This is a genomic window from Caldimonas taiwanensis NBRC 104434 (assembly GCF_001592165.1).
Lineage (GTDB): Bacteria > Pseudomonadota > Gammaproteobacteria > Burkholderiales > Burkholderiaceae_C > Caldimonas > Caldimonas manganoxidans.
This window is the reverse complement of the sequence record NZ_BCWK01000001.1, coordinates 154585-178258: the sequence shown is the minus strand read 5'-3', so window position 1 is coordinate 178258 and position 23674 is coordinate 154585. Positions and strand designations below refer to the sequence as shown.

23 protein-coding genes and 1 pseudogene are annotated in these 23674 nt (G+C 67.6%); 15 read left to right on the top strand and 9 right to left on the bottom strand.

What is annotated here, in order from left to right:
- The first annotated feature begins 3 nt into the window (after window positions 1–3).
- Entirely contained in the window at window positions 4–648 is a 645-nt protein-coding gene (locus CTA01S_RS00920; RefSeq protein ID WP_019561050.1) for an NAD(P)-dependent oxidoreductase, read from the top strand.
- 84 nt (window positions 649–732) lie between these two features.
- On the opposite strand, the gene CTA01S_RS00915 is transcribed toward CTA01S_RS00920, so the two are convergent.
- Window positions 733–1302, bottom strand: a complete 570-nt coding sequence (locus CTA01S_RS00915) for an NnrU family protein (protein ID WP_019561051.1) — start codon at window positions 1300–1302, stop codon at window positions 733–735.
- Between the two features lie 169 nt (window positions 1303–1471).
- Between CTA01S_RS00915 and CTA01S_RS00910 the strand changes: the two genes are divergently transcribed.
- Window positions 1472–1966 carry a MaoC family dehydratase gene (locus tag CTA01S_RS00910; protein ID WP_019561052.1) on the top strand — a complete coding sequence of 165 codons (495 nt, stop codon included), beginning with the start codon at window positions 1472–1474 and terminating at the stop codon, window positions 1964–1966.
- Here the strand turns inward: CTA01S_RS00910 and CTA01S_RS00905 are convergent, their stop codons facing one another.
- The gene (locus CTA01S_RS00905; RefSeq protein WP_062191117.1) at window positions 1967–2635 is read right to left on the bottom strand and encodes a protein phosphatase CheZ; all 669 of its coding nucleotides are present in this window, start codon (window positions 2633–2635) and stop codon (window positions 1967–1969) included.
- Between the two features lie 167 nt (window positions 2636–2802).
- On the opposite strand from CTA01S_RS00905, the gene CTA01S_RS00900 reads away from it, so the two are divergent.
- The 3 genes from CTA01S_RS00900 (at window position 2803) to CTA01S_RS00890 (ending at window position 5090) form a co-directional block, all read left to right on the top strand.
- Window positions 2803–3180, top strand: a complete 378-nt coding sequence (locus tag CTA01S_RS00900; RefSeq protein WP_157451266.1) for a hypothetical protein — start codon at window positions 2803–2805, stop codon at window positions 3178–3180.
- Window positions 3181–3191: 11 nt separating this feature from the next.
- Window positions 3192–3998, top strand: coding sequence for an HDOD domain-containing protein (locus CTA01S_RS00895; RefSeq protein WP_062191110.1), 807 nt, complete (start codon window positions 3192–3194; stop codon window positions 3996–3998).
- A gap of 123 nt (window positions 3999–4121) precedes the next feature.
- Window positions 4122–5090, top strand: a complete 969-nt coding sequence (locus CTA01S_RS00890; protein WP_062191107.1) for a Bug family tripartite tricarboxylate transporter substrate binding protein — start codon at window positions 4122–4124, stop codon at window positions 5088–5090.
- A gap of 11 nt (window positions 5091–5101) precedes the next feature.
- On the opposite strand, the gene moaC is transcribed toward CTA01S_RS00890, so the two are convergent.
- Window positions 5102–5611, bottom strand: coding sequence for a cyclic pyranopterin monophosphate synthase MoaC (gene moaC, locus CTA01S_RS00885; RefSeq protein ID WP_033371249.1), 510 nt, complete (start codon window positions 5609–5611; stop codon window positions 5102–5104).
- Window positions 5612–5743: 132 nt separating this feature from the next.
- Between moaC and CTA01S_RS00880 the strand changes: the two genes are divergently transcribed.
- Entirely contained in the window at window positions 5744–7300 is a 1557-nt protein-coding gene (locus tag CTA01S_RS00880; protein WP_232300960.1) for a M48 family metalloprotease, read from the top strand.
- Window positions 7301–7378: 78 nt separating this feature from the next.
- On the opposite strand, the gene recX is transcribed toward CTA01S_RS00880, so the two are convergent.
- Window positions 7379–7825: a recombination regulator RecX gene (recX, locus tag CTA01S_RS00875; protein WP_019561059.1), complete on the bottom strand. Its 447-nt coding sequence runs from the start codon at window positions 7823–7825 to the stop codon at window positions 7379–7381.
- A 23-nt stretch (window positions 7826–7848) separates the two neighbouring features.
- Window positions 7849–8967, bottom strand: coding sequence for a recombinase RecA (gene recA / locus CTA01S_RS00870; RefSeq protein ID WP_019561060.1), 1119 nt, complete (start codon window positions 8965–8967; stop codon window positions 7849–7851).
- 138 nt (window positions 8968–9105) lie between these two features.
- Between recA and CTA01S_RS00865 the strand changes: the two genes are divergently transcribed.
- The 5 genes from CTA01S_RS00865 (at window position 9106) to CTA01S_RS00845 (ending at window position 13891) form a co-directional block, all read left to right on the top strand.
- The gene (locus CTA01S_RS00865) at window positions 9106–9594 is read left to right on the top strand and encodes a MarR family winged helix-turn-helix transcriptional regulator (RefSeq protein WP_062191103.1); all 489 of its coding nucleotides are present in this window, start codon (window positions 9106–9108) and stop codon (window positions 9592–9594) included.
- Between the two features lie 50 nt (window positions 9595–9644).
- Entirely contained in the window at window positions 9645–10316 is a 672-nt protein-coding gene (locus CTA01S_RS00860) for a response regulator (RefSeq protein ID WP_062191101.1), read from the top strand.
- A gap of 70 nt (window positions 10317–10386) precedes the next feature.
- Window positions 10387–11847 (top strand): sensor histidine kinase, encoded by a 1461-nt coding sequence (locus CTA01S_RS00855; RefSeq protein ID WP_062191461.1) that lies wholly within the window; start codon window positions 10387–10389, stop codon window positions 11845–11847.
- Window positions 11848–12001: 154 nt separating this feature from the next.
- Window positions 12002–12937: an esterase/lipase family protein gene (locus CTA01S_RS00850; RefSeq protein ID WP_157451265.1), complete on the top strand. Its 936-nt coding sequence runs from the start codon at window positions 12002–12004 to the stop codon at window positions 12935–12937.
- A gap of 9 nt (window positions 12938–12946) precedes the next feature.
- Window positions 12947–13891 carry a lipase secretion chaperone gene (locus CTA01S_RS00845; RefSeq protein ID WP_062191099.1) on the top strand — a complete coding sequence of 315 codons (945 nt, stop codon included), beginning with the start codon at window positions 12947–12949 and terminating at the stop codon, window positions 13889–13891.
- Window positions 13892–13905: 14 nt separating this feature from the next.
- Here the strand turns inward: CTA01S_RS00845 and CTA01S_RS00840 are convergent, their stop codons facing one another.
- From CTA01S_RS00840 to CTA01S_RS00830, 3 genes are read right to left on the bottom strand one after another with little or no spacing between them, the layout of a single operon-like run.
- The gene (locus CTA01S_RS00840) at window positions 13906–15210 is read right to left on the bottom strand and encodes a TRAP transporter large permease (protein WP_019561066.1); all 1305 of its coding nucleotides are present in this window, start codon (window positions 15208–15210) and stop codon (window positions 13906–13908) included.
- A complete protein-coding gene (locus CTA01S_RS00835; RefSeq protein WP_062191095.1) occupies window positions 15210–15707 on the bottom strand; it encodes a TRAP transporter small permease in 498 nt (165 codons plus the stop codon). Before CTA01S_RS00835 ends, CTA01S_RS00840 begins: the two co-directional genes overlap by 1 nt.
- Entirely contained in the window at window positions 15707–16675 is a 969-nt protein-coding gene (locus tag CTA01S_RS00830) for a TRAP transporter substrate-binding protein (RefSeq protein WP_019561068.1), read from the bottom strand. The genes CTA01S_RS00835 and CTA01S_RS00830 overlap by 1 nt, the downstream gene beginning before the upstream one ends.
- A gap of 254 nt (window positions 16676–16929) precedes the next feature.
- On the opposite strand from CTA01S_RS00830, the gene CTA01S_RS00825 reads away from it, so the two are divergent.
- The 3 genes from CTA01S_RS00825 to pcp all read left to right on the top strand — a co-directional run bounded on the left by CTA01S_RS00825 (window position 16930) and on the right by pcp (window position 21908).
- Window positions 16930–17484: a winged helix DNA-binding protein gene (locus CTA01S_RS00825; protein ID WP_019561069.1), complete on the top strand. Its 555-nt coding sequence runs from the start codon at window positions 16930–16932 to the stop codon at window positions 17482–17484.
- 17 nt (window positions 17485–17501) lie between these two features.
- Window positions 17502–21140 carry a hydantoinase B/oxoprolinase family protein gene (locus CTA01S_RS00820; protein WP_062191456.1) on the top strand — a complete coding sequence of 1213 codons (3639 nt, stop codon included), beginning with the start codon at window positions 17502–17504 and terminating at the stop codon, window positions 21138–21140.
- Window positions 21141–21260: 120 nt separating this feature from the next.
- Window positions 21261–21908 (top strand): pyroglutamyl-peptidase I, encoded by a 648-nt coding sequence (pcp, locus tag CTA01S_RS00815; protein ID WP_062191092.1) that lies wholly within the window; start codon window positions 21261–21263, stop codon window positions 21906–21908.
- A 47-nt stretch (window positions 21909–21955) separates the two neighbouring features.
- Here pcp and CTA01S_RS00810 read toward each other — a convergent pair.
- Window positions 21956–22327, bottom strand: a pseudogene (locus tag CTA01S_RS00810) (transposase); the annotation flags it as partial.
- A gap of 230 nt (window positions 22328–22557) precedes the next feature.
- Here CTA01S_RS00810 and CTA01S_RS00805 point away from each other — a divergent pair.
- A complete protein-coding gene (locus tag CTA01S_RS00805) occupies window positions 22558–23673 on the top strand; it encodes a patatin-like phospholipase family protein (protein WP_062191086.1) in 1116 nt (371 codons plus the stop codon).
- Window position 23674 lies beyond the last annotated feature (1 nt).

Sequence of the window (23674 nt, the reverse complement as noted above, 5' to 3'; positions counted from 1 at the left end):
CCCATGAACATCGCTCTGATCGGCCCCACCGGCTTCGTCGGCTCGGCCGTGCTGGCCGAAGCCTTGCAACGCGGCCATGCGGTGACCGCGCTGTCGCGCCACCCCGACACGCTATCGGCCCAGGCGGGCCTGACGGTGGTGCAAGCCGATGCCACCGACCCCGCCCAGGTGGCCGCCGCGGTGGCCGGCACCGACGCCGTGGTCAGTGCCTACAACCCGGGCTGGACCCACCCGCAGCTTCATGACGAATACCTGCGTGGCACGCGCGCCATCTTCGAGGGCGTCAAACGCGGCGGCGTCAAACGCCTGTTGGTGGTGGGCGGCGCCGGCAGCCTCTACGTGGCCCCTGGCGTGCAGCTGGTGGACACGCCCACCTTCCCGGCCGAATGGAAACAAGGCGCGCTGGCCGCCCGCGAGGCGCTCGACCTGATTCGACAGGAGACTTCGCTGGACTGGACCTTTCTGTCCCCGCCGGTCTTTCTGCAGCCCGGCCAGCGCACCGGCGCTTATCGTCTGGGCCGCGACGAGGTGCTGATGGCTGGCGACCAGCCTGCGGGCATTTCGGTGGCCGACCTGGCCGTGGCGGTGTTGGACGAGATCGAACGGCCCCGCCACCTGCAACGGCGTTTCACCGTGGCCAGCCCTTGAAGGCCTGCGCCGTGGTCGCGCCCCGATCGAGCCGGCGGCGACGCGACGACTGGCGGCCCGCCCGGCGCCCGCAAGGGGCCGCCCTCAGCGCCCCAGCGGATTGACGCCGAACAGCCAAGCATGGGCCCCGAGCACGAACACGCCGTAGATCAGCAGCCCACCGGCGACGGCCAGCGCATCGTTGATCGGGGCTGCGGCGCTCTCGGCGGCGGCCGGGCGATGCCGCAGCGCGAGGCGGTCGGCCACGGCCCACACCAGAAATCCGCCAAACAGCAGCACGTCGGCCACGGTGCCATTGGCCAGCAGGTGCGCCAGGGCCCAAAACTTGGTGGCCGCCAGCATGGGATGCTGGGTCGCCCGTCGGATGCGTCCGGGCAGATAGGCCGCCAGCAGCAGCACGAAGACCGGCAGCATCAGCAACAGCGCCAAGTGGCGCAAGCCCGTCGGCGGGGTGTAGAGCACCACCGGCGCCTGCCGGGCCAGGCCATAGCCGTACACGATGAGCCCCAGGCCCACCGCAGCGATCAGCGAATACAGCCCCTTCCAAGGTCTTTCGCCCAGACGGGCCACCATGCCATCACGCCAGGGACGCGCCACGATGGACACCGAATGCACCCCCAGGAACAAGATCAATCCCAACACCAGCACACTCATGGGCAGCTCCGGTCATCGCAAGGGCGGCGTGGCGCCACCGTCGGTGGCGCGATACTATGCAAAAAGCCGCATCCTGCCCATCGGCACCTGCGGCAGCCCATCCGACCCCCGTAGGGCGGCACGCGCCGTTCCGGCTCGGCCGCGCCGAACTCCATCCTTGACCATGACGATGCACACCCCCTCCCCCGCCCCGCGCTGGTACTGGGAAGACTTCGCGCCCGGCTCGGTGCGCGAGTTCGGCGCCAAGCGGGTCGATCGCGACGAGGTGATCCGTTTCGCCCGTGAATTCGATCCTCAGCCCTTCCACCTCGATGAGCAGGCCGCCGCCGCGCACCCGCTGTTCCAAGGGCTGGCCGCCAGCGGCTGGCACACCTGCGCGATGGTCATGCGCATGATGTGCGACGAGTACTTGCTGGAAGCCGCCAGCCTGGGCTCGCCAGGGCTGGACAAGCTGCAGTGGTTGCGGCCGGTCTATCCCGGCGACGTGTTGCGGGTGCGCATGCAAGTGCTCGAAGCCCGGCCGATGAACAGCAAGCCGCACGTGGGGCTGGTGCGTTCGCAATGGGAAGCCATTGCGCGGCGCCCCAACGGCCAGGACGAGGTGGTGTTACGCATGGAAGGCTGGGGCATGTTCCAGCGGCGCCAGCCGGCCGCCTCGGCCTGATCAAAACCCCAGCGAAGCCAGCAAGTCGTCCACCTCGTCTTGCTTGAGCGCTTTGTCCGGCACCTGGGGCCCGGCCAAGTCTTGGCTCGAGGGCACGCCAGCCGGCTTGCTGCGCTCGGGCGCCACCCCCCCGCCCACGCCCTGCAGTTGCTCGGGCGCGCTGGCCACCAGCAGGTCCAGCAGCTGTTGCTCGGTGCGGGAGATGATGTCGATCACCTTCTTGATGACCTGACCGGAGAGGTCTTGGAAGTCCTGCGACAGCATGATCTGGCTGAGGATCTCGCTTTGCCCCTGGGCAAAGCTGGCGGCGCGCTCGGCATAGTCGGCACACAGCTTCATCATCGCGCGCGAGCGTTGGGGCGACAGATCGGTCGTCTCGGCCAATCGACGCAGACTGTCGGCCAGCTCCCGGCCCTGGGCGGCCACCTGCTCGCACTGGGGTTTGGCCTCGTCCACCAGGTTGAGCACCTTGTGAGCCGCCTGCTCGGTCATCTGGCCCACATAGGCCAGGCGCTCGCGCGCATCGGGGATCTCCTCGGCCAGACGGGGCAGCTCCGGGCCCACGCCCAAGGCCAGCATCGCCTCGTGGAGCTGGCGCGTGATGCGGCCCAACCAAACGAAAGCTTCTTCTTTGGAAATCGTGGCGCTCGTGCCAGGTTCGGTCTGCATGGGGGGTCCAGAGTCAGCGGCTCGATGAGCCACCGATTCTGCCAAAGGCCACCAGCGACCCACAGCCCCCGAGCGGCCATGCCAGGGTGTCCCTGAGGGCCATGACCGGCTCGCCCTGCGCTACAGTGTTACGCAGAGCGGCCGTCCATCGGCCGATGGATGCCACCATGGCCAAGCCGATACTGCCCAGTCTGACTGCCCTGGCCCTGATGGGGGGTGCCGTGGGCGCACAGGCCGAGGACCTGCGCTGGGATGCGCAGGGCACCGCCAGCCACGTGTTCACCGTCGCCCCCCGATCCGAACACGCAGCCTGCAGCCGGTTGGCTGCGGGCGAGCGGGTCGTGTGGGCCTTCGTGGCCCAAGGGCCGGTGGATTTCTCCGTGCGCGACGCACGCACCCGCCAAGTGGTCGGCGGCTCGTCGCGCAGCGCCGTGCGCGAGGCGCGCGACGCACTGGAGGTGACGCGCCCGCAAGCGGTGTGCTGGGCCTGGGTCAATCGCGGTACTGCTGACATCCAGGTGTCGCTGCAGCTGCGCAAACACTGAACCCCCAACGCATGCCCGTCGATCCCGCCCTTCGCGCCCTGAACATCGATCTGCCGGCCCGACCGCAAGTGCTGGTGGAGCTGTCGCTGCTGCTGGCCGAAGACGAGGTGGACTTCAAGGCCATGGCCGCGCTCATCGAAAAGGACATGGCCCTGGCCGCCAGCGTGCTCAAGACCTTGAACGCGCCCCTGTATGGCCTGCGCCACCAAGTGCGCACCGTGCAGCAGGCCCTGCAGTATCTGGGCAGCAGCCACGTGGCGGCGATCGTCTACGAGATGGGCCTGCGCTCGGTCTTTCCCGCCACCCCCGAGCTGGACCTGCTGTGGTCGCGCGCGAGCCGGCGCGGTCTGCTCATGGGCCTGATGGCCCGGCAGCTCGGGCTGCAGGCCTTCGTGGCCCATTCGGCCGGCTTGTTCGAAGAATGCGGCAAGGCGGTGATGGTGCGGCATGCTCCGCAGCGCTACGGCCCGATGCTGCAGGCCGCGCCTTCGGACGACCTGCTCTTGCTGCAGGAAATGCAGGCCTTCGGCGTCAGCCATGATGCGCTGGGGGCGGCCCTGTGCGAGACCTGGATGCTCGATCCGGCCGCCATCGCCTGCGTGCGCTACCACGTCAGCGTGCGCAGCGGCGGCACCTGGCCCTCCTTGCCCGCCGCGCGCCCTTTGTGCGCGCTGTCCACCGTGGCGCACTACCTGATGTGCGCGCCGACCATGCTCGAAGCGGCCGTGCCGGCAGTGGCCGCGCTCGCGCCGCTGGACGAAGCGGCCTTGATGCAAGTGGCGCGCGAGGTGCAATCCGTGATGTCCACCCGCCTGTGAACTGCAGATCGGAACTCGACCGCCGACCCTGACCCCTGCGCGACAGATGTTCAGGACAAATCCGGGTGGTTGGCTGCAGGGCGGGGTGCCATCCTCGATGCCACTGGTTTTCGAGGAAGCACCATGAAGCGTCGACACCTCCTGCAAGCCCTGGGCGGATCGGCCGTGGCCCTGGGCGTGGCTCCCTGGGTGCGAGCCCAGGCGTTCCCGAGCCGGCCGATCACGCTGATGATCGCCTTCCCAGCCGGCGGCCCCACCGACGTCACCATGCGCGTCCTGGCAGACAATGCCTCCAAGATCCTCGGCCAGCCGGTGGTGATCGAGAACCGATCCGGCGCCGGCGGCACCCTGCCAGCACAGGCGCTGCAAACCGCCAAACCCGACGGCTACACCCTGGCCCAAATCCCGCTGGGCGTCTTCCGTCTGCCCTATACCACCAAGATCAACTGGGATCCGGTGAAAGACATCACCTACATCCTTTGCGTCACGGGCTATGCCTTTGGCGTGGTGGTGCCGGCCGACTCGCCCTTGAAGGACTGGAAAGACTTCGTCGCCTATGCCCGCGCCAACCCCGGCAAGCTCAGCTATGGCTCGACCGGTGTGCTCACCAGCCCACACCTGACCATGGAGGAGATCGCCCAAAAGCTGGGCCTGCAACTGAACCACATCCCCTACCGCGGCAGCGCCCCGCTGATGCAAGACCTGCTGGGCGGCCAGCTGATGGCCGCGGCCGACTCCACCGGCTTTGCCCCGCATGTGGAAGCCGGCAAACTGCGCCTGCTCAACACCTGGGGCGCCAAACGGCTCAAGCGTTTCCCCGATGTGCCCACGCTCATGGAGCTGGGCCTGGGCATCGTGCAAGCCTCACCCTATGGCATCGGCGCGCCCAAAGGCATGGACCCGGCACTGGTCAAGACCTTGCACGACGCCTTCAAGCAAGCGATGGAAATGCCCAACCATGTCGAAGCCCTGGCCAAGTACGACCAGGAGCTGATGTACATGAACTCCGCCCAGTACGCTCGTTTTGCCGAGGAGACCTTCGCCAAGGAAAAAGCCTTGATCGACAAGCTCGGACTGGCCAAACCCAGCTGAGCGTTGCCGACTCACCGCGGCGGCGCCACGTAGGCCCCAGATTTGCCTCCGCGCTTTTCCAGCAGACGAATGCCGCCCAGGGTCATGCCGCGGTCCACGGCCTTGCACATGTCGTAGATCGTCAGCAGGCCCACCTGCACGGCGGTCAGCGCCTCCATTTCCACGCCGGTGCGCCCCAGGGTCTCCACCTGGGCGCGGCAGCGCACCCGGCAAGCCGCGGCCTCCACCTCGAAGTCCACCGCCACCCGCGTGAGCGGCAGCGGGTGACACAAGGGGATCAGGTCGGCCGTGCGCTTGGCGCCCTGGATGGCGGCGACGCGGGCGATGCCCAGCACGTCCCCCTTTTTCGCGGTGCCGGCCACGATCATCTGCAAGGTGGCCGGCTGCATCTCGATGTGGCCTTCGGCCACCGCCACACGGTGCGTCACGTCTTTGGCCGACACATCGACCATGTGGGCCTGACCTTGCGCGTCGAAATGCGTCAACCCTGCGGGCGCAGGATTTGGAATGGATGGCTTCATGAACCACGCATGATAGCGAGGCGCGCCGCAAGTGTTTCCAGTGTGTAAAGACACCGAACCTCGGGGCGCCAGCGGTTTCCAATGGAGCTTTCTGCCACGAACCGGGCCTTGCGTCCTGGTATGGTCTGCTCCATGCCCCGCCCTTCACATCTTCGACACCGCCTGGTGGGCCTGATCTTGGCCTGCGGCCTCAGTGGCCTGGCCCCCTCGGCCACCCCGCCCTGCGCGGCCCAAGCCTCCACGGCCCTGCCTGCGTTGGGCGACACGGTTTCGGCCGAGTTCGGCCCGATGGCCGAACGCCAGCTCGGCGACCGCATCATGCAAGTGATCCGCCGCGATCCGGCCTATGCCGACGATCTGGTGCTGCAAGACTACCTGCTGCGGCTGTGGCGTCCCCTGTTGTCGGCCGCCCGAGCACGCGGCGACCTCTCCGCCGAGCTGTCCGACCGCTTTGCCTGGGAAGCCTTTCTGGTGCGCGACCGGACGGTCAACGCCTTCGCCTTGCCCGGCGGCTACGTCGGCGTGCACCTGGGCCTCATCGGCATGACCACCACCGCCGACGAACTCGCCTCGGTGCTCGCGCACGAACTGGCCCATGTCACGCAGCGCCACATCGCCCGGGGGCTGACGCAGCAGCGCCAACAGTCCATGCTGGCCATCGCCTCGATGATCCTGGGCGTCATGGCCGCCAGCCGCAGCCCGGATGCGGCCAATGCGCTGATCACCGGCGGGCAAGCCGCCGCCGTTCAAGGCCAGCTCAACTTCTCGCGCGACATGGAACGCGAGGCCGACCGCATCGGTTTGGGGCTGCTCGAAGGGGCGGGCTTTTCGGTGCTGGGCATGCCCAGCATGTTCGAGCGGCTGCAGCAAGTCTCGCGTCTGAACGACGACAATGCCTTCCCCTATCTGCGCAGCCACCCGCTGACCAGCGAACGTATCGGCGAAGCCCGCACCCGCACCGGGCTGCAAGGGCGCACGCCGCCGGCGCCCACACTGGAACACGCCCTGATGCAAGGCCGTGCGCGTGTGCTGATGGACCCGCGCCCCGACGCCGCGCGCAACTGGCTGAGCGCGCAAAACGCCAGCTCGCCCGAACGCCCGGCCGCGCTCCTGCACGCCAGCACCGAAGCCCATGCCGCCGCCGCGCTGCGCGACTGGCCACGCATGCAAGCCGCGCTCCAACGCGCCGCCCCCTTGGTGCAAGGAGACGCCCGCGCCAGCCGAGCGCTCGCCCTCATCCAGGCCGATCTGGCCCTGACTCGAGGCCAAGCCGCCCAAGCCCAAGCCGCCCTGGCCGCCTACCGTGGCGACGGCTCGCGCGCCAGCGAGCTGCTGATGGCGCAAGCCGTCTTGGCCGACGGCCAGGCCGAAGCCAGCGCATGGCGACATGCCGCCGAAGACCTCCAGACCTGGGCCACCTTGCATCCGCGCGACCATCGCGCCTGGGAATTGCTCGGACAAGCCTGGGAGCGCCTCGGGCAGCCGCTGCGCAGCATTCGCGCCCAGGCCGAGGCGCGCTACCTGCTGGGCGACCTGCAAGGCGCCATCGACCGCCTGCGCGCCGCCCAGCGGCTGAGCCGTGCCGCCGAAGGCGCCGCCGAATTCATCGAGGCCTCGGTGATCGACGTGCGCCTGCGCGACATCGAGGCCGAATGGCTGCAACGGCGCAAAGAAGAGGCTACACGCTGAGGGCCAGGCCGCCGCTGGCTGCGGCTCTGCACGCGCCAGCGCTGTCGGGGGCCAGCGGCGTGCGCCACCGGTCTTGGGTCAACCGTCGCCACGCACCACGCGGCGGATGACCTCGGGGCTGAAGCCTCGGGCAGCCAGGAAGCGCATCTGGCGCGCACGTTCGGCCGGATCGAGGGCCGCTTCACCGCCAAAGCGGCGCGCCCAGACGGCCCGGGCGCGCTCGAATTCGGTGGCGCTCAGGGCTTGCAAGACCTCGGTGACCGCCTCGCCGCTGAGTCCATGGCCTTGCAGCTCTTGCCGGATGCGCGCCGTTCCGAAGCGGGCGGCTTTGCGGTGCACCACCGATTCGACGAAACGTGCGGGGCTCAGCCAGCCTGCGGCCTGCAGGGCATCGAGCACGGCTTCGACCTCGTCGGGGCTTTGGGCATGCGGCGCCAGCTTGCGGGCCAGCTCCAGGCGCGAGTGTTCACGCCGCGCCAGATACTTCAGGGCCCGACCCTTCAAGGACAGGGGAGGCATGCCCATGGCAGCGCGCGGGCCGCGCGGCCTCATTCTTCCGTCAGGTCTTCGGCCGGGTCTTTGGCGGCGCGGGCTTTGCCCTTGGCCGTGGGCTTGGCCGGCACATCGGCCGCAGGCGCGGCGGCCCCGGCCAGCAACGGCACCCCCAGGGCCTCGCGCACTTTGTTTTCGATCTCGAAGGCCAGATCGGGGTTTTCTTTCAGGAATTCACGGGCGTTGTCCTTGCCCTGGCCGATCTTCTCGCCGTTGTAGGCATACCAGGCCCCGGATTTTTCCAGCACCCGGGTGGCCACCCCCAGGTCGAGGATCTCGCCTTCGCGCGAGATGCCTTCGCCGTACAGGATGTCGAACTCCGCGGTCTTGAACGGGGGCGAGACCTTGTTCTTGACGACCTTGACCTTGGTTTCGCTGCCGATGACTTCCTCGCCTTTTTTGATCGAGCCCACGCGGCGGATGTCCAAGCGCACCGAGGCGTAGAACTTGAGCGCATTGCCGCCAGTGGTGGTCTCGGGCGAGCCGAACATCACGCCGATCTTCATGCGGATCTGGTTGATGAAGATGACCATGCAGTTGGTCTTCTTGATCGTGGCGGTGAGCTTGCGCAAGGCCTGGCTCATCAGACGGGCTTGCAGGCCCGGCAAGGCATCGCCCATCTCGCCTTCGATCTCGGCCTTGGGGGTCAGCGCGGCCACCGAATCGACGATGACGAGATCGACCGAGCCCGAACGCACCAGCGCATCGACGATTTCCAGCGCCTGCTCACCCGTGTCGGGCTGGCTGATGAGCAGGTCCTGCAGGTTCACGCCCAGCTTTTGCGCGTACTGCACGTCCAGCGCGTGTTCGGCGTCGATGAAGGCACACACGCCGCCTTGCTTTTGCATCTGCGCCACCACCTGCAGCGTGAGCGTGGTCTTGCCCGAGGATTCCGGGCCGTAGATCTCGATGACGCGGCCACGGGGCAGACCGCCCACGCCCAGGGCGATGTCCAGGCCCAGCGAGCCGGTGGAGACCACTTGGATGTCCTCGACGGCCTCGCCCTCGCCCAGGCGCATGATCGAGCCCTTGCCAAACTGCTTTTCGATCTGGGCCAGCGCGGCTTGCAGGGCTTTGGCTTTTTCAGTGTTCAGGGCCTTGACGGGTGCGTCCACGAATCTCTCCTCGAGGGTTGGCTGATGGGGTCTCATGCGCCTGTTCCGATGCACAGGCTGGATGCATGCACAGTATTTTGTGCCACCCGTACTCTCGCGTAAACAGATTTTTTGGTCAGTTTGCCTTACTATCTAGGCATGTCCTCCTCACGGCCCAACGACACTTGGCGCCAGACTCACCTGGGCCGCCTGCTCGGCCATGCGATGCGCCGCTTCGACGCCCGGGTGCTGGCGTTGATGGCCCGCGACGTGGACGTGCCGCTGGCCTTGGCCCACCTGGCGGCGCGCCAGCAGGTGACGGCCGCGCACATCCACATCACCCGCCACCTGGCGCTGGAGGGGTCGCGCTTGACCGAGCTGGCGGCCCAGGCCGGCATGAGCAAGCAGGCCATGGGCGACCTGGTGGACCAATGCGAGGCCTGGGGCCTGGTGGTGCGCGAGGCCGACCCGCGCGATGCCCGTGCCCGGCTCGTGCGCTTCACCCCCAGCGGCCTGGCCTGGCTGGAGGCCTTCCGGCGCGCCGTAGCCCAGGCCGAGGCCGAGTTCCGCGCCGAAGTGGGCGAGGACGTGGCCACGGTCGTCAAGCTGGGGCTGGAGGCCTATGCAGGCGGCTGGCCGTCAGCCTGATGTGAGGGGGCTGGCCTAAAATCGGTCGCTCACATCGTGAGGAGACAGCCATGCGCATCCTGATCGCGGAAGACGATCAAGTGCTGGCCGATGGCCTGCTGCGCTCGCTGCGTGGCTCGGGCTATGCGGTCGATCAAGTCGGCTCGGGCACCGAGGCCGACGCGGCACTGGCCTCGCACGAATTCGACCTCGTCATCCTCGATCTGGGCCTGCCCAAGCTGCACGGCTTGGAAGTCTTGCGTCGGCTGCGCTCGCGCGGCAGCACCACCCCGGTGCTCATCCTCACCGCGGCCGACAGCGTGGAAGAGCGCGTCAAGGGTCTGGACCTCGGGGCCGACGATTACATGGCCAAGCCGTTTTCGTTGCAGGAGCTCGAAGCGAGGGTGCGAGCGCTCACGCGCCGCGGTCTGGGTGCGGCCTCCGCGCTGATCAAGCATGGGCCCCTGACGTTCGACCAAACCGGGCGGGTGGCCTACATCAACGACCAAATGATCGAGCTGTCGGCGCGCGAGCTCAGCCTGCTGGAAATCTTGCTGCAACGCACGGGCCGCCTGGTGAGCAAGGATCAGCTCGTCGAGCGCCTGTGCGAATGGGGCGACGAGGTGAGCAACAACGCCATCGAGGTTTACATCCACCGACTGCGCAAGAAGATCGAGCAAGGCCCCATCCGCATCGCCACCGTGCGCGGACTGGGCTACTGCCTCGAGAAGATCCCGCAGTAACGCAGCACGACACAGGCGTCCCACCTTGGCCCGCGAACAGCGTTCGCTCTTTGGCGAGATCCTGGACTGGATGCTCGCGCCGCTGTTGTTGCTGTGGCCCATGAGCGTGGGCCTGACCTGGGTGGTGGCCGAGAACATCGCCAACCGGCCCTTCGATCGTGCGCTGACCGAGACGGCGCGCAATCTGGCTCAGCAAGTGGCCGTCTCGCACAACGAGGTGATCTTTCAGTTGCCGCCAACGATCTCGGAGTTTCTCAAGGCCGACAATGCCGATGACATCTACTTCCAAGTGCTGGGCGTGCGCGGCGAATTCGTCAGCGGCGACCGCAGCCTGCCGGTGCCGGTGGCCGAGGAGCCGCATGAGCCCGGCACGGTCAAACTGCGCTCCGATGCCATCGACAATGTGCCCATCCGCGTGGCCTATGTCTGGGTGGAGGTCGACGGGGCCGACGAAGGCCAGCATGCGCTGGTGCAAGTGGCCGAAACACTGAACAAGCGCTCGCACCTGGCCACCGAGATCATCAAGGGCGTGATCCTGCCGCAATTCGTGATCCTGCCGCTGGCGGTGGTGCTGGTGTGGTTGGCTCTGTCGCGCGGCATCGCGCCACTGTCGGAACTGCAGCAGCGCATCCGGCGCCGCCAAAACGACGACCTCAGCCCCATCGACGAGCACGACGCTCCCGAGGAAGTGGCCCCCTTGGTGCGCTCGATCAACGACTTGCTGGCACGCCTGGACCAATCCATCAAAACGCAAAAGCATTTCCTGGCCGACGCGGCCCACCAACTCAAGACGCCATTGGCCGGACTGCGCATGCAGGCCGAACTCGCCCAGCGCGAGATCGACGCCGGACAACGCGACCCGCAGGAGCTCAAGCGCTCGCTGCGCCAGATTGCGCGCTCCAGCCAACGCGCCGCGCACATGGTCAACCAGCTGTTGGCGCTGGCGCGCGCGGAAAACCAAGGCCAAAGTCCGCGCCGCCACGAAGTGCCATTGGGCGAGATCGTCACCGAGGTGGTGCGCGACTTCGTGCCACGCGCGATGGACAAGCGCATCGACCTGGGTTATGAGGGTCCCCCTCGCGGCCTGGGGCCGGCGGGCCGCTCGCTGCTGCGCGGTAATCCGCTGCTCATCAAAGAGCTGGTGCGCAACCTGGTGGACAATGCCTTGCTCTACACCCCGCCGGGCGGCACGGTCACCGTGCGCGTGCTACACGACCCTTTCGGCCAAGTGGTGGTGCTGCAGGTGGAAGATTCCGGCCCTGGCATTCCCGAGAATGAGCGCGAACTGGTGTTCCAGCCCTTTTACCGGGCCCTGGGCACCGAGGTGGACGGCAGCGGCCTGGGCCTGGCCATCGTGCGGGAAATCGCCCAGCAGCATGGGGCCGAGGTGTCGATCGAGGATGCGCGCCCCGCCGCTGCCGAGGCCCGCGGCACGCGCGTGACGGTGCGCTTTCCGGTGGCACGCGAAGCCTTGTGGCCGGATGAGCCGCCCCCCTCCACGGCCCCCCCGCCGCAGCGGGCCTTGCACTGAACCGTGTGCTGCGCCCCAGGAAGGGAGACTCTGGGAAAACACGGGTGTGCAAAAACGAACGGCCGTTCTTTAATGCAGCCACCACGCCACGGCCGGCCCTGCGCGGGCCGGCCGCCGCAGTCGAGCGTGGACCCCATCACCGAGGAGACACCCCGTGAAACGACGTTTGCACCAAAGTGCGCTGGCCGTGGCTTGTCTGGGCTGCGCCGCCGCACTGCCCCTGTCGGCGCAGGCCGACACCTACACCCAAACCCGTTACCCCATCGTGCTGGTGCACGGCCTGTTCGGCTTCGATGCGGTCGGGCCGATCGACTACTGGTACGGCATCCCCTCGGCGCTGCGCGCCGGCGGTGCCAAGGTCTACGTGACCCAGCAGTCGGCCGCCAACGCCAGCGAGGTGCGGGGTGAGCAACTGCTGGCCGAGCTGCGTCGCCTCAAAGCGGCATACGGGCACCAGAAGTTCAATCTCATCGGCCACAGCCATGGCGGCCATACCATTCGCTACGTGGCGGCCGTGGCGCCGGAGCTGGTGGCTTCGGTCACCACGATGGGCACGCCGCACCTGGGCAGCCCGGTGGCCGACGCCATCCAAACCGGCACCGGCGTGACCGGCACCACCGCCACGGTGGCCGCCTTGGTCAACGGATTTGCCAGCGTGATCAGCCTCTTGTCCGGCGCCCCCGGGCTGCCGCAAAACTCCGAAGCCGCGATGATCTCGCTGACCACGCAAGGCAGCGCGGCCTTCAATCAACGCTTTCCGCAAGGCCGGCCCACGAGCTATTGCGGCCAAGGCCCCTCCAGCGTCAACGGCGTGCGCTACTACTCGGCCAGCGGCAGCTCGGTGTTGACCAATGTGCTGGACCCGAGCGATGGCTTTTTGGGCTTGACCTCGCTGGCCTTCCGCGGCCAAGACAACGATGGCCTGGTCGGGCGCTGCGCCTCGCGTTGGGGCATGGTGCTGCGCGACAACTATCCCTGGAACCATCTCGACGAAGTCAACCAAGCCTTCGGCCTGCGCGGACTGTTCGCCCCGGACCCGGTGGCTTTCTATCGCACCCATGCCAACCGGCTCAAGCAAGCCGGTTTGTGAGAAGGTGAGATGGGCAAGGGTGCCTTGGCCCTGACGCTGGCCACCGTCGCGGTGGCCGTGGTCCTGACCTGGAGCTACGCGCAAGACGAAGCACCGCCGCTGGCCCAGCCAGCCACCGCACCGCTGGGCCGCACCGAAGGCTTCAGCCTGATGGGGGCGGCCCCCTCGCCTATGCGCAGCCTCGGGCCGGCGCTGTCGCGCTCGGTGGCCGATGTCGAGCAGGCGCTCTTCGTCGACGGCTCGCTGCGCGAGGCCGCCCTCGACGGCGACTGGAGCGTCGATGCGGCCGGCCGGTTGCAGCCCAGCCTCGCCTTGCGCCGGCGCTTCGATCAATTGCTCACCACACTGGGCGAAGTCAATCTGGACGAGCTCACCGCCTGGCTGCGCGACCGCACCTTGCGCGACGTGGGGCCACACGCCAGCGCCGAGATCTTGGCCGTGTGGGACCGCTACATCGCCTTGCTGGAGCGGCCCCATGCCAGCGCGGCCCGCTGGGGCGACCCCCACAGCTGGGCCCAAGCCTTGGCCGAACGTCAGCGCGCACGCCGCGACATCCTAGGCCCGGTGTGGGCCGAGGCCTTCTTTCGCGACGAGGAAGAAGCCCTGCGGCGACGCCTGGAGGCCAACACGCCTCCCAACACGCCTGCAAGCTCGCGCGACCTCTCGGAGGCCCCATCGCCGCTGCTGCACCCGGACCCCCAGCTCAGCGCCGAAGAGCTGCACCGCCGGCGCATCGAGCAGTTTGGCCTCGAAGCCGCCGAACGTCTGCGCGCCGAAGACGAGGCCCAGGCCCAGTGGCAAGCCCGGCTGGACCAGGCGCGCCAGCAGCTGCAGGCCCTACGGCAGGCTGCCCACCTGTCCGAGCCCCAACGCCGCGACGCCATCGAGGCTTGGATCGCCAGCCACTTCGACGCGACAGAGCAGCTGCGCGTGCGCGCTTTGTTGGGACTGTGAGAGTCCCGTCGCGCTCAGCGCCCCATCACCCGCTGCGGCAACCAGGTGACGATCTCGGGCACCAGGTAGATCACGGCCAGTGCAACGATCATCAGCACGAACATCGGCGCGGCCTGACGCGCGATCCACGGCAGCTCTCGGCCGGTCATGCCCTGCAGCACGAAAAGATTGAAGCCCACCGGTGGCGTGATCTGGGCGATCTCCACCACGATGACGAGAAACACGCCAAACCACAGCAGGTCGATGCCGGCAGCCTGCACGATGGGCAGCACCACGCCCATGGTCAGCACGATCATCGAGATGCCATCGAGAAAGCAGCCCAACAGGATGTAGAACACCATCAAGGCCACCAGCAGCGCCAAGGGCGACAGGCCCAGCGTGCCGATCCATTCGGCCAGGTGACGCGGCAGGCCGATGTAGCCCATCGACAGCGTCAGGAAGGCCGCGCCCGCGAGAATGAGGGCGATCATGCAGTACAGGCGCGTGGCGCCCATCAAGGAAGCGCGAAAGGTCTCCCAGCTCAGCGAGCCTTGCGCGGCCGACAGCACCAGCGCGCCCACCACGCCCAGCGCCGCCGCCTCGGTGGCCGTGGCGATGCCGGTGTAGATGGAACCCAGCACCGCCAGGATCAGCAGCACCACCGGGATCAGGCTGCGCGAGGCTTTGAGCTTGTCCCGCAGGGACAGTCCCGGCTCGGCCGCGGGGATCTGATCGCGATGGAATGCGGACCACACCATCACGTACAGCATCAACAACCCGGCCACCAGCAGGCCGGGAAAGACCCCGGCGGCAAACAGCCGCGCGATCGACACGTCGGCCGTCACGCCGTAGACGATCATGATCAGCGACGGCGGAATCAGCAGGCCCAAGGTGCCGGCCCCAGCCAGCGAGCCCACGACGATGCCCTGCGGATAACCACGACGCTGCAGCTCTGGCAACGCCATCTTGCCCACCGTGGCGCAGGTGGCCGCCGACGAACCCGACACCGCCGCAAAGAGGGTGCAGCCCAGGATGTTGGTGTGCAGCAAGCGGCCGGGCAGGCGGTTCATCCAAGGCGCCAGCCCCTTGAACATGTCTTCGGACAGCCGCGTGCGGAACAGGATTTCGCCCATCCACACGAACAGCGGCAAGGCCGTGAGCGTCCAGCTCGAGGCCGAGCCCCAGATGGTCAGCGCCATCGCATCGCCGGCTGGGCGCGCGCTGAACAGCTGCATGCCGATCCAGGCCACCCCAGTGAGCGTCAGGCCAATCCACACGCCCGTTCCCAGCAGGGCAAAGAGGCTCAGCACCAACAAGGTGGTGATCAGCACGTCGTTCATCACAACCCCGCTTCACGCTGCTGCGACCCCCGCCCGCGCACGGCCAGCCACCATTCATCGACGAATGCGACGAACAGCAGCAGCGTGCCGATGGCCATGGCCAGTTGCGGAATCCACAGCGGCGTGGCGTCGATGCCCGTGGAGATGTCGTGGAAGGCATGCGACTGCCACACCAGGCGCGCGCTGTAGAACGCGAAGAGCCCGGACAGGCCCACGGCGACCGACAGGCTCCACAGCTCCAGCGCCCGCCGGCCCTGCGGGCCCAGCGCATGGAGCACCAGGGTCACACGGATGTGCTCGCCGCGCTTGAGCGTGTGGGCCAGCGCCAAAAAGGCCGCCGCGGCCATGAAATACCCGGCATAGGCATCCATGCCACGCAGCGGCAGCGTGTGGAAGCGGTCGATCACGCTGCCCAAGACCATGGCCAAGGTGCCGATCATGCACAGCGCCGCCAGCGCCGCCGCGCCGTCATATAGCGCATCGAGGACGCGACGCATCACATTTTCTTGTAGGCGTCCACGATCGCCTGGCCCTCTGGGCCCGCCTTGTCCAGCCACTCCTTGAGCAGCACCTCACCCACTTTCTGCAAGTCCGCCTTCAATTGCGCCGACGGCGGCTGCACCGTCATGCCTTGGGCCTTGAGCGTGGCCAACGTGTCGGTATTGACGCGCTGGCTGGCCGCCCAGCCGCGTTCTTCGGCCGCAGCCGCCGCCTTGAGCACCGCCTCCTGCGTGGCCTTGTCCAGAGCCTCGAAGGCCCGTTTGTTCGCAATCACGGCGTTCTTCGGCAACCAGGCCTGCGTGTCGTAGTAATACTTCAGGTGCTCGAAGAGTTTGCTGTCCACCCCGGTGGCGCCCGAGGTCATCATCGACTCGACCACCCCGGTGGCCAAGGCCTGCGAGAGCTCGGCGGCTTGCACCGTGACGGGCTGTGCGCCCACCAGCTCGGCAATGCGCGAGGTGGCCGGGCTGTAGGCGCGCCACTTGCTGCCCTTGAGGTCGGCCGCGGCATTCAGCGGCTTTTTGCTGTAGATGCCTTGCGGCGGCCAGGGCACCGAAAAGAGCAGCATCAGGCCCTGTTCGGCGAGCTTCTTCTCCAACGCCGGCTTTTGCGCGGCATACAGCTTGCGAGCCGCCGCATAACTGTCGGCCAAGAACGGGATGCCATCCAGCCCGAAAGGCTGCCATTCGTTCTGGAAGTTCACCAACAAGATCTCGCCAGCCTGCGCCTGATTGCCCTGCACCGCCCGCTTGATCTCCGGCGCCTTGAACAACGAGGCGCCCGGGTGCACGGTGATGGACAGCTTGCCCCCGCTGGCATCGCCCACCTCTTTGGCGAACTGGGCGATGTTCTGGCTGTGGAAGTTGCTGGCGGGGTAGGCGGTGGGCAGGTCCCACTTGGTCTGAGCAAAGACGCTGGCAGCAAACCCCACCAGCGCAGCAGCAACGAGAGATGGCTTGAGCATGAAAACCTCCAATCCGGTCGAAAGCGGCCGCAGGCGGCCGCCGGGCAGGCTGGTCACGCAAGAACGGGGCCAGGGCGTGCCCCCAATGTAGTGGGTTGCCGTCGATTCGGGATCAGTGTTTTCCCGTCATGTCGACAATTTATCGATAAAACGTCGATGACTGTCGTACATTGACGTACAGTCAACCCATCGGCCTGCGCCCAGTGAAGCCCCCGTGGTCGATCTTGGTGCGCCCGTGCCCCAGGAGGATCACCATGCCGCGCCGCAAGTCCGCGCCCCTCACCCCCGCCAGTGCCGCGCCCGAGGCGCGGCGCCCCATCGTCTCGTCGGCCCATCTGGTCTCACCGCGCAGCAGCGAACTGAGCGAATTCGAGTTCGGGCTCATCGTCTCTCACAACGCCTTCTCGCGCTGGATCGTGCACTGCATGGCCGCGGCCGGTCTGCGCGAGCTCACGCCGCTGGACGTGTTGGTGCTGCACCATGTCAATCACCGCGCGCGCGACAAGCGCCTGTCGGACATCTGCTTCATCATGAACGTCGAGGACACGCACCTCATCAACTACTCCTTGAAAAAACTGCAAAACCTCGGCGTGGTGCAATCCAGCCGCAATGGCAAAGACGTCACCTACGCCACCACCGAGACCGGCCGGCGCTATGTGGAGCGCTACCGCGACATTCGCGAGGCCTGCTTGATCAGCGCCTTGAATGCCAACGAGGCGCTCAACCATGAGATCGGCGAGCTGGCCCGTCTGTTGCGTGTGCTGTCGGGCGTGTACGATCAGGCTGCGCGTGCGGCCGCGTCGCTGTGAGTCTCGAGGAGCTGCGCATGAACACGACCCCCGAGCGTTGGCAGTTCTGGATCGACCGCGGCGGCACCTTCACCGACATCGTCGCGCGGCGCCCGGACGGCTCCATCACCACGGCCAAGCTGCTGTCCGAGAACCCCGAGCAGTACCGCGATGCGGCCGTGGCTGGCATCCGCCGACTGCTGGACTTGCCCCCCGATGCACTGATCACGCCAGATCGGGTCGAATGCGTCAAGATGGGCACCACGGTGGCCACCAATGCGCTTTTGGAACGCAAGGGCGAGCGCACGCTGCTGGTGACCACGCGCGGCTTTCGCGATGCCTTGCGCATCGCCTACCAGAACCGGCCGCGGCTGTTCGACCGTCACATCGTGCTGCCCGAACTCTTGTACGAGCGCGTGATCGAAGCCGAGGAGCGCATGAGCGCCGACGGCCAAGTGATCCAAGCGCTGGACGTCGGCGCCTTGCGCGCGGCTATGGAGGCCGCCTATGCCGACGGGCTGCGCGCCTGCGCGATCGTCTTCATGCACGGTTGGCGCCACACCCAACACGAACGAGCCGCCGCTGCACTGGCCCGACAGATCGGCTTTGCGCAGGTGTCGGTGTCGCACGAGGTCAGCCCGCTGATGAAATTCATCTCGCGCGGCGACACCACCGTGGTGGATGCCTATCTGTCGCCCATCCTGCGCCGGTATGTCGAGCAAATCGCCGCCGAGATGCCCGGCGTGCCGCTGTATTTCATGCAGTCCAGCGGCGGCCTCACGCAAGCCGACCGCTTCCAGGGCAAAGACGCCATCTTGTCGGGCCCCGCCGGCGGCATCGTGGGCATGGCGCGCACGGCCGAGTGGGCCGGCTTCGATCGGGTGATCGGCTTCGACATGGGCGGCACCTCCACCGACGTGTCGCACTATGCCGGCGAGTTCGAGCGCGCCTTCGAAACGCAGGTGGCCGGCGTGCGCGTGCGTGCGCCGATGATGAGCATCCACACCGTGGCCGCCGGCGGCGGCTCCATCCTGGGCTTCGACGGTGCGCGCCTGCGCGTCGGGCCGCACAGCGCCGGCGCCAACCCGGGGCCTGCCTGCTATCGACGCGGTGGCCCCTTGACCGTGACCGACGCCAACGTGATGCTGGGCAAGATCCAGCCCGAGCACTTTCCCCGGGTGTTCGGCCCCACGGGCGACCAGCCGCTGGACCGCGAGGTGGTGGTCCAGAAGTTCACCGCCATGGCCGCCGACATCGAAGCCGCCACGGGGGTGAAGCGTTCGCCCGAAGAAGTGGCCGAAGGTTTCATCGACATCGCCGTGGGCAGCATGGCCAATGCCATCAAGAAGATCTCGGTGGCCCGTGGCTACGACGTCACGGGCTACACCCTGCAATGCTTCGGTGGTGCCGGCGGCCAGCATGCCTGCCTGGTGGCCGATGCGCTGGGCATGACGCGGGTGTTCATCCACCCCCTGGCCGGGGTGCTCTCGGCCTACGGCATGGGCCTGGCCGAGCAGCGCGTGCTGCGCGAGGCGGCCGTGGAGCGCCCGCTGCACGAGGCCGAACTCCCCGCCTTGACCGCCCAGGTGGACGCCCTGGCCCAGCAAGCACGCGAGGAACTGCTCGCCCAAGGCGTGGGCGCCCGGCACGTGCACATCGAGCCGCGCGTGCGCGTGCGCTATGAAGGCACCGACACCGCGCTGTCGGTGCCGCTGGGCACGGTGGCGCAGATCCGGGCGGCCTTCGAGGCGGCCTATCGTCAGCGCTTCGCCTTCCTGATGCAGGGCCGCGGCCTGGTGGTCGAGGCGGTGTCGGTCGAAGCCGTCGGCGCAGGCGCAGCCCCGGCCGAGCCGCGCCACGGCGTCCACGCCGAAGCGCCGGCTCCGGTGGCCGCGCAGGTGCGGATGTTCAGCGGCGGCCGCTGGTGGCCGGCCTCGCTGGTGCTGCGCGAGCAGACCCGGCCCGGCCATGTGATCGACGGCCCGGCCATCATCGCCGAACGCAATGCCACCACCGTGGTCGAGCCCGGATGGCAGGCGCGCGTGACGGCCCACGACCACCTGGTGCTCGAACGCGTGCAGGCGCGCGCCCAGCGCAAAGCCATCGGCACCACGGTGGACCCGGTGATGCTGGAGGTGTTCAACAACCTGTTCATGAACATCGCCGAGCAAATGGGCCTGCAGCTGCAAAACACCGCCTACTCGGTGAACATCAAAGAGCGGCTGGACTTTTCCTGCGCCCTCTTCGATGCGGCGGGCAACCTCATTGCCAATGCGCCGCACATGCCGGTGCACCTGGGCTCGATGAGCGAGTCGATCAAGACCGTCATTGCGCGCAACCCCGACATGCGCGCCGGCGACGTCTATGTGCTCAACGACCCCTACCACGGCGGCACCCACCTGCCCGACGTGACCGTGGTCACCCCCGTGTTCCTCGACGGGCATGCGCGGCCGCTGTTTTACGTCGGCTCGCGCGGCCACCATGCCGACATCGGCGGCATCACGCCAGGCTCCATGCCCCCCTTTTCCACCCGCATCGAAGAAGAAGGGGTGCAGATCGACAACGTCAAGCTCGTCGACGGCGGCGTGCTGCGCGAGCAGGACATCCTCGCCCTGCTGTCCAGCGGCCCCTACCCTGCGCGCAACCCGCGGCAAAACCTCGCCGACCTGCAAGCCCAGATTGCCGCCAATGAAAAAGGCGTGCAGGAGCTGCGCAAAATGGTCGAGCAATTCGGCCTGGACGTGGTGCAGGCCTACATGGGCCATGTGCAAGACAATGCCGAGGAATCGGTGCGCCGCGTCATCACCGCGCTCAAAGACGGCCAATTCACACTGCCGCTGGACAATGGTGCACGCATCCAAGTGGCCATCCGCGTCGATCGCGCCCAACGCAGCGCGGTGATCGACTTCACCGGCACCTCTGCGCAACTGCCCAACAATTTCAACGCGCCCAAAGCGGTGTGCATGGCCGCGGTGCTCTATGTCTTTCGCACCCTGGTGGATGACGACATCCCGCTCAATGCCGGTTGCCTCAAGCCGCTGCGAGTGATCATCCCGGAAGGCTCGATGCTCAACCCCCACCCACCGGCTGCGGTGGTGGCCGGCAACGTCGAGACCTCCACCTGCATCACCAACGCGCTGTACGGCGCACTGGGCGTGCTGGCAGCCAGCCAGTGCACGATGAACAACTTCACCTTCGGCAACGAACGCTACCAGTACTACGAAACCATCTCGGGCGGCTCGGGCGCCGGTGTGTACACCGACGAGCATGGCGACGTGATCGGCGGCTTCGATGGCACCAGCGTGGTCCAGACCCATATGACCAATTCGCGCCTGACCGATCCGGAAGTGCTGGAATTTCGCTACCCGGTGCGCTTGGACAGCTACGAGATCCGCCACGGCTCGGGAGGGGCGGGCCGCTGGCGCGGCGGTGACGGCGGCGTGCGCCGCATCCGCTTCTTGGAGCCGATGACGGCCTCCATCCTGTCCAACGGCCGCACCGTGCCCGCCTTCGGACTGGCCGGCGGAAAGCCCGGGGCGCTGGGCGTCAACCGGGTCGAGCGCAGCGACGGCACGGTGGAGGTGCTGGCCCACATCGGCAGCACCGAGATGGGCGCAGGCGATGTCTTCGTGATCGAAACCCCTGGCGGCGGCGGCTGGGGGGCACCGGTCGGCTGAACGGGTGGCAGGCCCGCCGAGAGGAGACGGATCGAAGCGATTCCCCAACCGCTGCAACACCCCCGCACGGGGGCCTGCCCAAACATCGAATCTACCAAGTATGACCGAGTGACGCACGCCATGAACATCCTGCTCACCGGCTTCGAGCCCTTCGACGGCGACGCCCTGAACCCCTCGCAGGCGCTGGCCCAGGCGCTGCACGGCCAGTCCGTGGACGGGGCCCCGATCACCGGCGTGGTGCTGCCCTGCGTCTTCGGTGAGGCGCTGGACAGGCTGCACCACGCACTCGAGCAGCACCGGCCGGACCTCGTGTTGGCGCTCGGTCAGGCCGGCGGTCGTGCCGACCTCAGCCTGGAGCGGGTGGCGATCAACATCGATGACGCCCGCATCCCCGACAACGCCGGCCGCCAGCCCATCGACACGCCGGTGGTGCCCGGCGGCCCGGCCGCCTACTTCAGCACCCTGCCGATCAAGGCCATCGTGGCCGAGCTGCGCGCCGCGGGCCTGCCCGCCTCGGTGTCACAGACGGCCGGCACCTTCGTGTGCAACCATGTGTTCTACGGCCTGATGCATGCCCTGGCCACGCGGCATCCCGACGCACGCGGCGGCTTCATGCATGTGCCGCTGCTGCCCGAGCAGGCCGCGCGCCAGAGTCCACCGGCAGCCAGCATGGCGCTGGAGACCATGCGCCAGGGCGTGCAAGTCGCCTTGCGAACGGCGCTGCGCGAGCGGGTGGATCGCACGCTGGGCGCAGGCGCATTGAACTAGCCCGCCTCGACCTCGCCCACCTATTGAGCTTTCCGTAAATGACGACATCACCAAAGCTCAGCCTGAGCCCAGCAGGCAGCGATGATCGAAGGGTGCTGTTGAGCGCTCTTGAGCTTGCTGCGTGCTGTGGCGGTGAGCTCGCCCAGGTCGTTGGGGCAGAAGTTCGCCAAGGCGTGGCGCTTGAGCCAGGCCCACAGGAACTCGACGTGCTGTTCCTTCTTGATGCTGCACTCGTGCAGCCGGAACATGCAGTTCGTGCGCGTCAGGCCGGCGATGACGGAGATGTGGGCCCAGTTGAAGTGGAACTGGATGACCGGCGTGTGGCCCTTCTTGGCCCAGGTGCGCACCCGGGTCGGCCGCTCGCTCAGGCCGGACTCGTCGATGAAGACGATCAATCGGCCCTCTCGGCGGGCTTTTTTTGAGTGACCTGCTCTCCCTGCCGTTGTGGTTGTGAAGCCTGCTGTGAGGCCGTGCGCACATCGTCAACAGAGCCTCAGGAACGGAATCGGTACACGCTGTATCCGTGTGTGCCGGTGCGTTACTGCCCGTAAGGGGGAGATTCCTGACGACAAAACCGCGCGCGATCAGCGCATCTGTGCAACGCCAGGTTCGGCCTCTGGTCCTACACTCGGGCAAACCCTGAGCTCCCATGCCTTCGGCCTCCACCCCCCTCCCCCTCGACCTCGCGCTGCAAGGCGGCGGCTCCCATGGCGCGTTCACCTGGGGGGTGCTCGATCGGCTGCTGGAAGACGAGGGCCTGGCGGTCCAGGGCATCTCCGGCACCAGTGCCGGGGCCTTGAATGGTGCGGTGCTGGTCACCGGGCTGGTGCGCGGCGGGCCTGAGGGTGCGCGGGCGGCCTTGCGGGCGTTTTGGGAAGACGTGGGGCGCAGCGGCCAGGTGTTCTCGCCGTTTTCGCTGACGCAGGCGGCCGCGGCGCAGCACAACAGCTTCAACTTCGACGCGCTGCCCAACTACCAGTGGGTGACCAGCTTCTGGCGCAGCTTCAGCCCGTACGAGTTCAACCCGCTCAACCTCAACCCGCTGCGCGACGTGGTGCGCCGGCATGTGGACGAAGCCGCGCTGCGCCACGCCCATGCCAGGGTGCCGGGCCTGAGCCTGTTCGTGACGGCCACCTCGGTGCACACCGGCCAGGCGCGCGTGTTCACGGGCGAAGACCTCAGCATCGATGCGCTGCTGGCCTCGGCCTGCCTGCCGTTTTTGTTCCAAGCGGTGCAGATCGACGGCCAGCCCTACTGGGACGGCGGCTACACCGGCAACCCGGCGCTGTATCCGTTGATCGACCGCAGCGACGCGCTCGACATCCTGCTGGTGAGAATCAACCCGCTGAGGCGCGAAGGCACGCCCACCCGCAGTGTGGAGATCATGGACCGGGTGAACGAAATCACCTTCAATGCCAGCCTGATCGCCGAGCTGCGCGCCATCGCCTTCGTGTCGCGGCTGCTGCGAGAGCACGCGCTCGACCCGCGGCACCACAAGGACCTGCGCCTGCACATGGTGGCCGACGACGAGGGGCTGGCGCCCTTCAATGCCTCGAGCAAGCTCAACACCGATCCGGCATTTTTGGAACAGTTGTTCGGGCTGGGCCGCGCCGCGGCCGACCGTTGGCTGGCTGCCCATCGCGCCGACCTGGGGCGGCGTTCGTCGCTGGACATCGAGGCCCTGTTCGGCGGCCGCCCCGGCCCAGTGGGCCCCAGCACCGCGCTGCGCCGCCGTCCCTGGTGGCGGCGCTGGCTGCGGCGATGAG

What these genes read in the sequence shown, in the direction of transcription:
- CTA01S_RS00905 (WP_062191117.1), bottom strand. Translation starts at nt 2,635, where the DNA reads ATGCAGACCGAACCTGGCACGAGCGCCACGATTTCCAAAGAAGAAGCT.
- CTA01S_RS00920 (WP_019561050.1), top strand. Translation starts at nt 4, where the DNA reads ATGAACATCGCTCTGATCGGCCCCACCGGCTTCGTCGGCTCGGCCGTG.
- CTA01S_RS00835 (WP_062191095.1), bottom strand. Translation starts at nt 15,707, where the DNA reads ATGCGTCGCGTCCTCGATGCGCTATATGACGGCGCGGCGGCGCTGGCG.
- recX (WP_019561059.1), bottom strand. Translation starts at nt 7,825, where the DNA reads ATGGGCATGCCTCCCCTGTCCTTGAAGGGTCGGGCCCTGAAGTATCTG.
- CTA01S_RS00895 (WP_062191110.1), top strand. Translation starts at nt 3,192, where the DNA reads ATGCCCGTCGATCCCGCCCTTCGCGCCCTGAACATCGATCTGCCGGCC.
- CTA01S_RS00865 (WP_062191103.1), top strand. Translation starts at nt 9,106, where the DNA reads ATGTCCTCCTCACGGCCCAACGACACTTGGCGCCAGACTCACCTGGGC.
- CTA01S_RS00910 (WP_019561052.1), top strand. Translation starts at nt 1,472, where the DNA reads ATGCACACCCCCTCCCCCGCCCCGCGCTGGTACTGGGAAGACTTCGCG.
- CTA01S_RS00805 (WP_062191086.1), top strand. Translation starts at nt 22,558, where the DNA reads ATGCCTTCGGCCTCCACCCCCCTCCCCCTCGACCTCGCGCTGCAAGGC.
- CTA01S_RS00845 (WP_062191099.1), top strand. Translation starts at nt 12,947, where the DNA reads ATGGGCAAGGGTGCCTTGGCCCTGACGCTGGCCACCGTCGCGGTGGCC.
- CTA01S_RS00915 (WP_019561051.1), bottom strand. Translation starts at nt 1,302, where the DNA reads ATGAGTGTGCTGGTGTTGGGATTGATCTTGTTCCTGGGGGTGCATTCG.
- CTA01S_RS00855 (WP_062191461.1), top strand. Translation starts at nt 10,387, where the DNA reads ATGCTCGCGCCGCTGTTGTTGCTGTGGCCCATGAGCGTGGGCCTGACC.
- CTA01S_RS00825 (WP_019561069.1), top strand. Translation starts at nt 16,930, where the DNA reads ATGCCGCGCCGCAAGTCCGCGCCCCTCACCCCCGCCAGTGCCGCGCCC.
- CTA01S_RS00840 (WP_019561066.1), bottom strand. Translation starts at nt 15,210, where the DNA reads ATGAACGACGTGCTGATCACCACCTTGTTGGTGCTGAGCCTCTTTGCC.
- moaC (WP_033371249.1), bottom strand. Translation starts at nt 5,611, where the DNA reads ATGAAGCCATCCATTCCAAATCCTGCGCCCGCAGGGTTGACGCATTTC.
- CTA01S_RS00830 (WP_019561068.1), bottom strand. Translation starts at nt 16,675, where the DNA reads ATGCTCAAGCCATCTCTCGTTGCTGCTGCGCTGGTGGGGTTTGCTGCC.
- CTA01S_RS00880 (WP_232300960.1), top strand. Translation starts at nt 5,744, where the DNA reads ATGCCCCGCCCTTCACATCTTCGACACCGCCTGGTGGGCCTGATCTTG.
- pcp (WP_062191092.1), top strand. Translation starts at nt 21,261, where the DNA reads ATGAACATCCTGCTCACCGGCTTCGAGCCCTTCGACGGCGACGCCCTG.
- CTA01S_RS00820 (WP_062191456.1), top strand. Translation starts at nt 17,502, where the DNA reads ATGAACACGACCCCCGAGCGTTGGCAGTTCTGGATCGACCGCGGCGGC.
- CTA01S_RS00860 (WP_062191101.1), top strand. Translation starts at nt 9,645, where the DNA reads ATGCGCATCCTGATCGCGGAAGACGATCAAGTGCTGGCCGATGGCCTG.
- CTA01S_RS00900 (WP_157451266.1), top strand. Translation starts at nt 2,803, where the DNA reads ATGGCCAAGCCGATACTGCCCAGTCTGACTGCCCTGGCCCTGATGGGG.
- CTA01S_RS00890 (WP_062191107.1), top strand. Translation starts at nt 4,122, where the DNA reads ATGAAGCGTCGACACCTCCTGCAAGCCCTGGGCGGATCGGCCGTGGCC.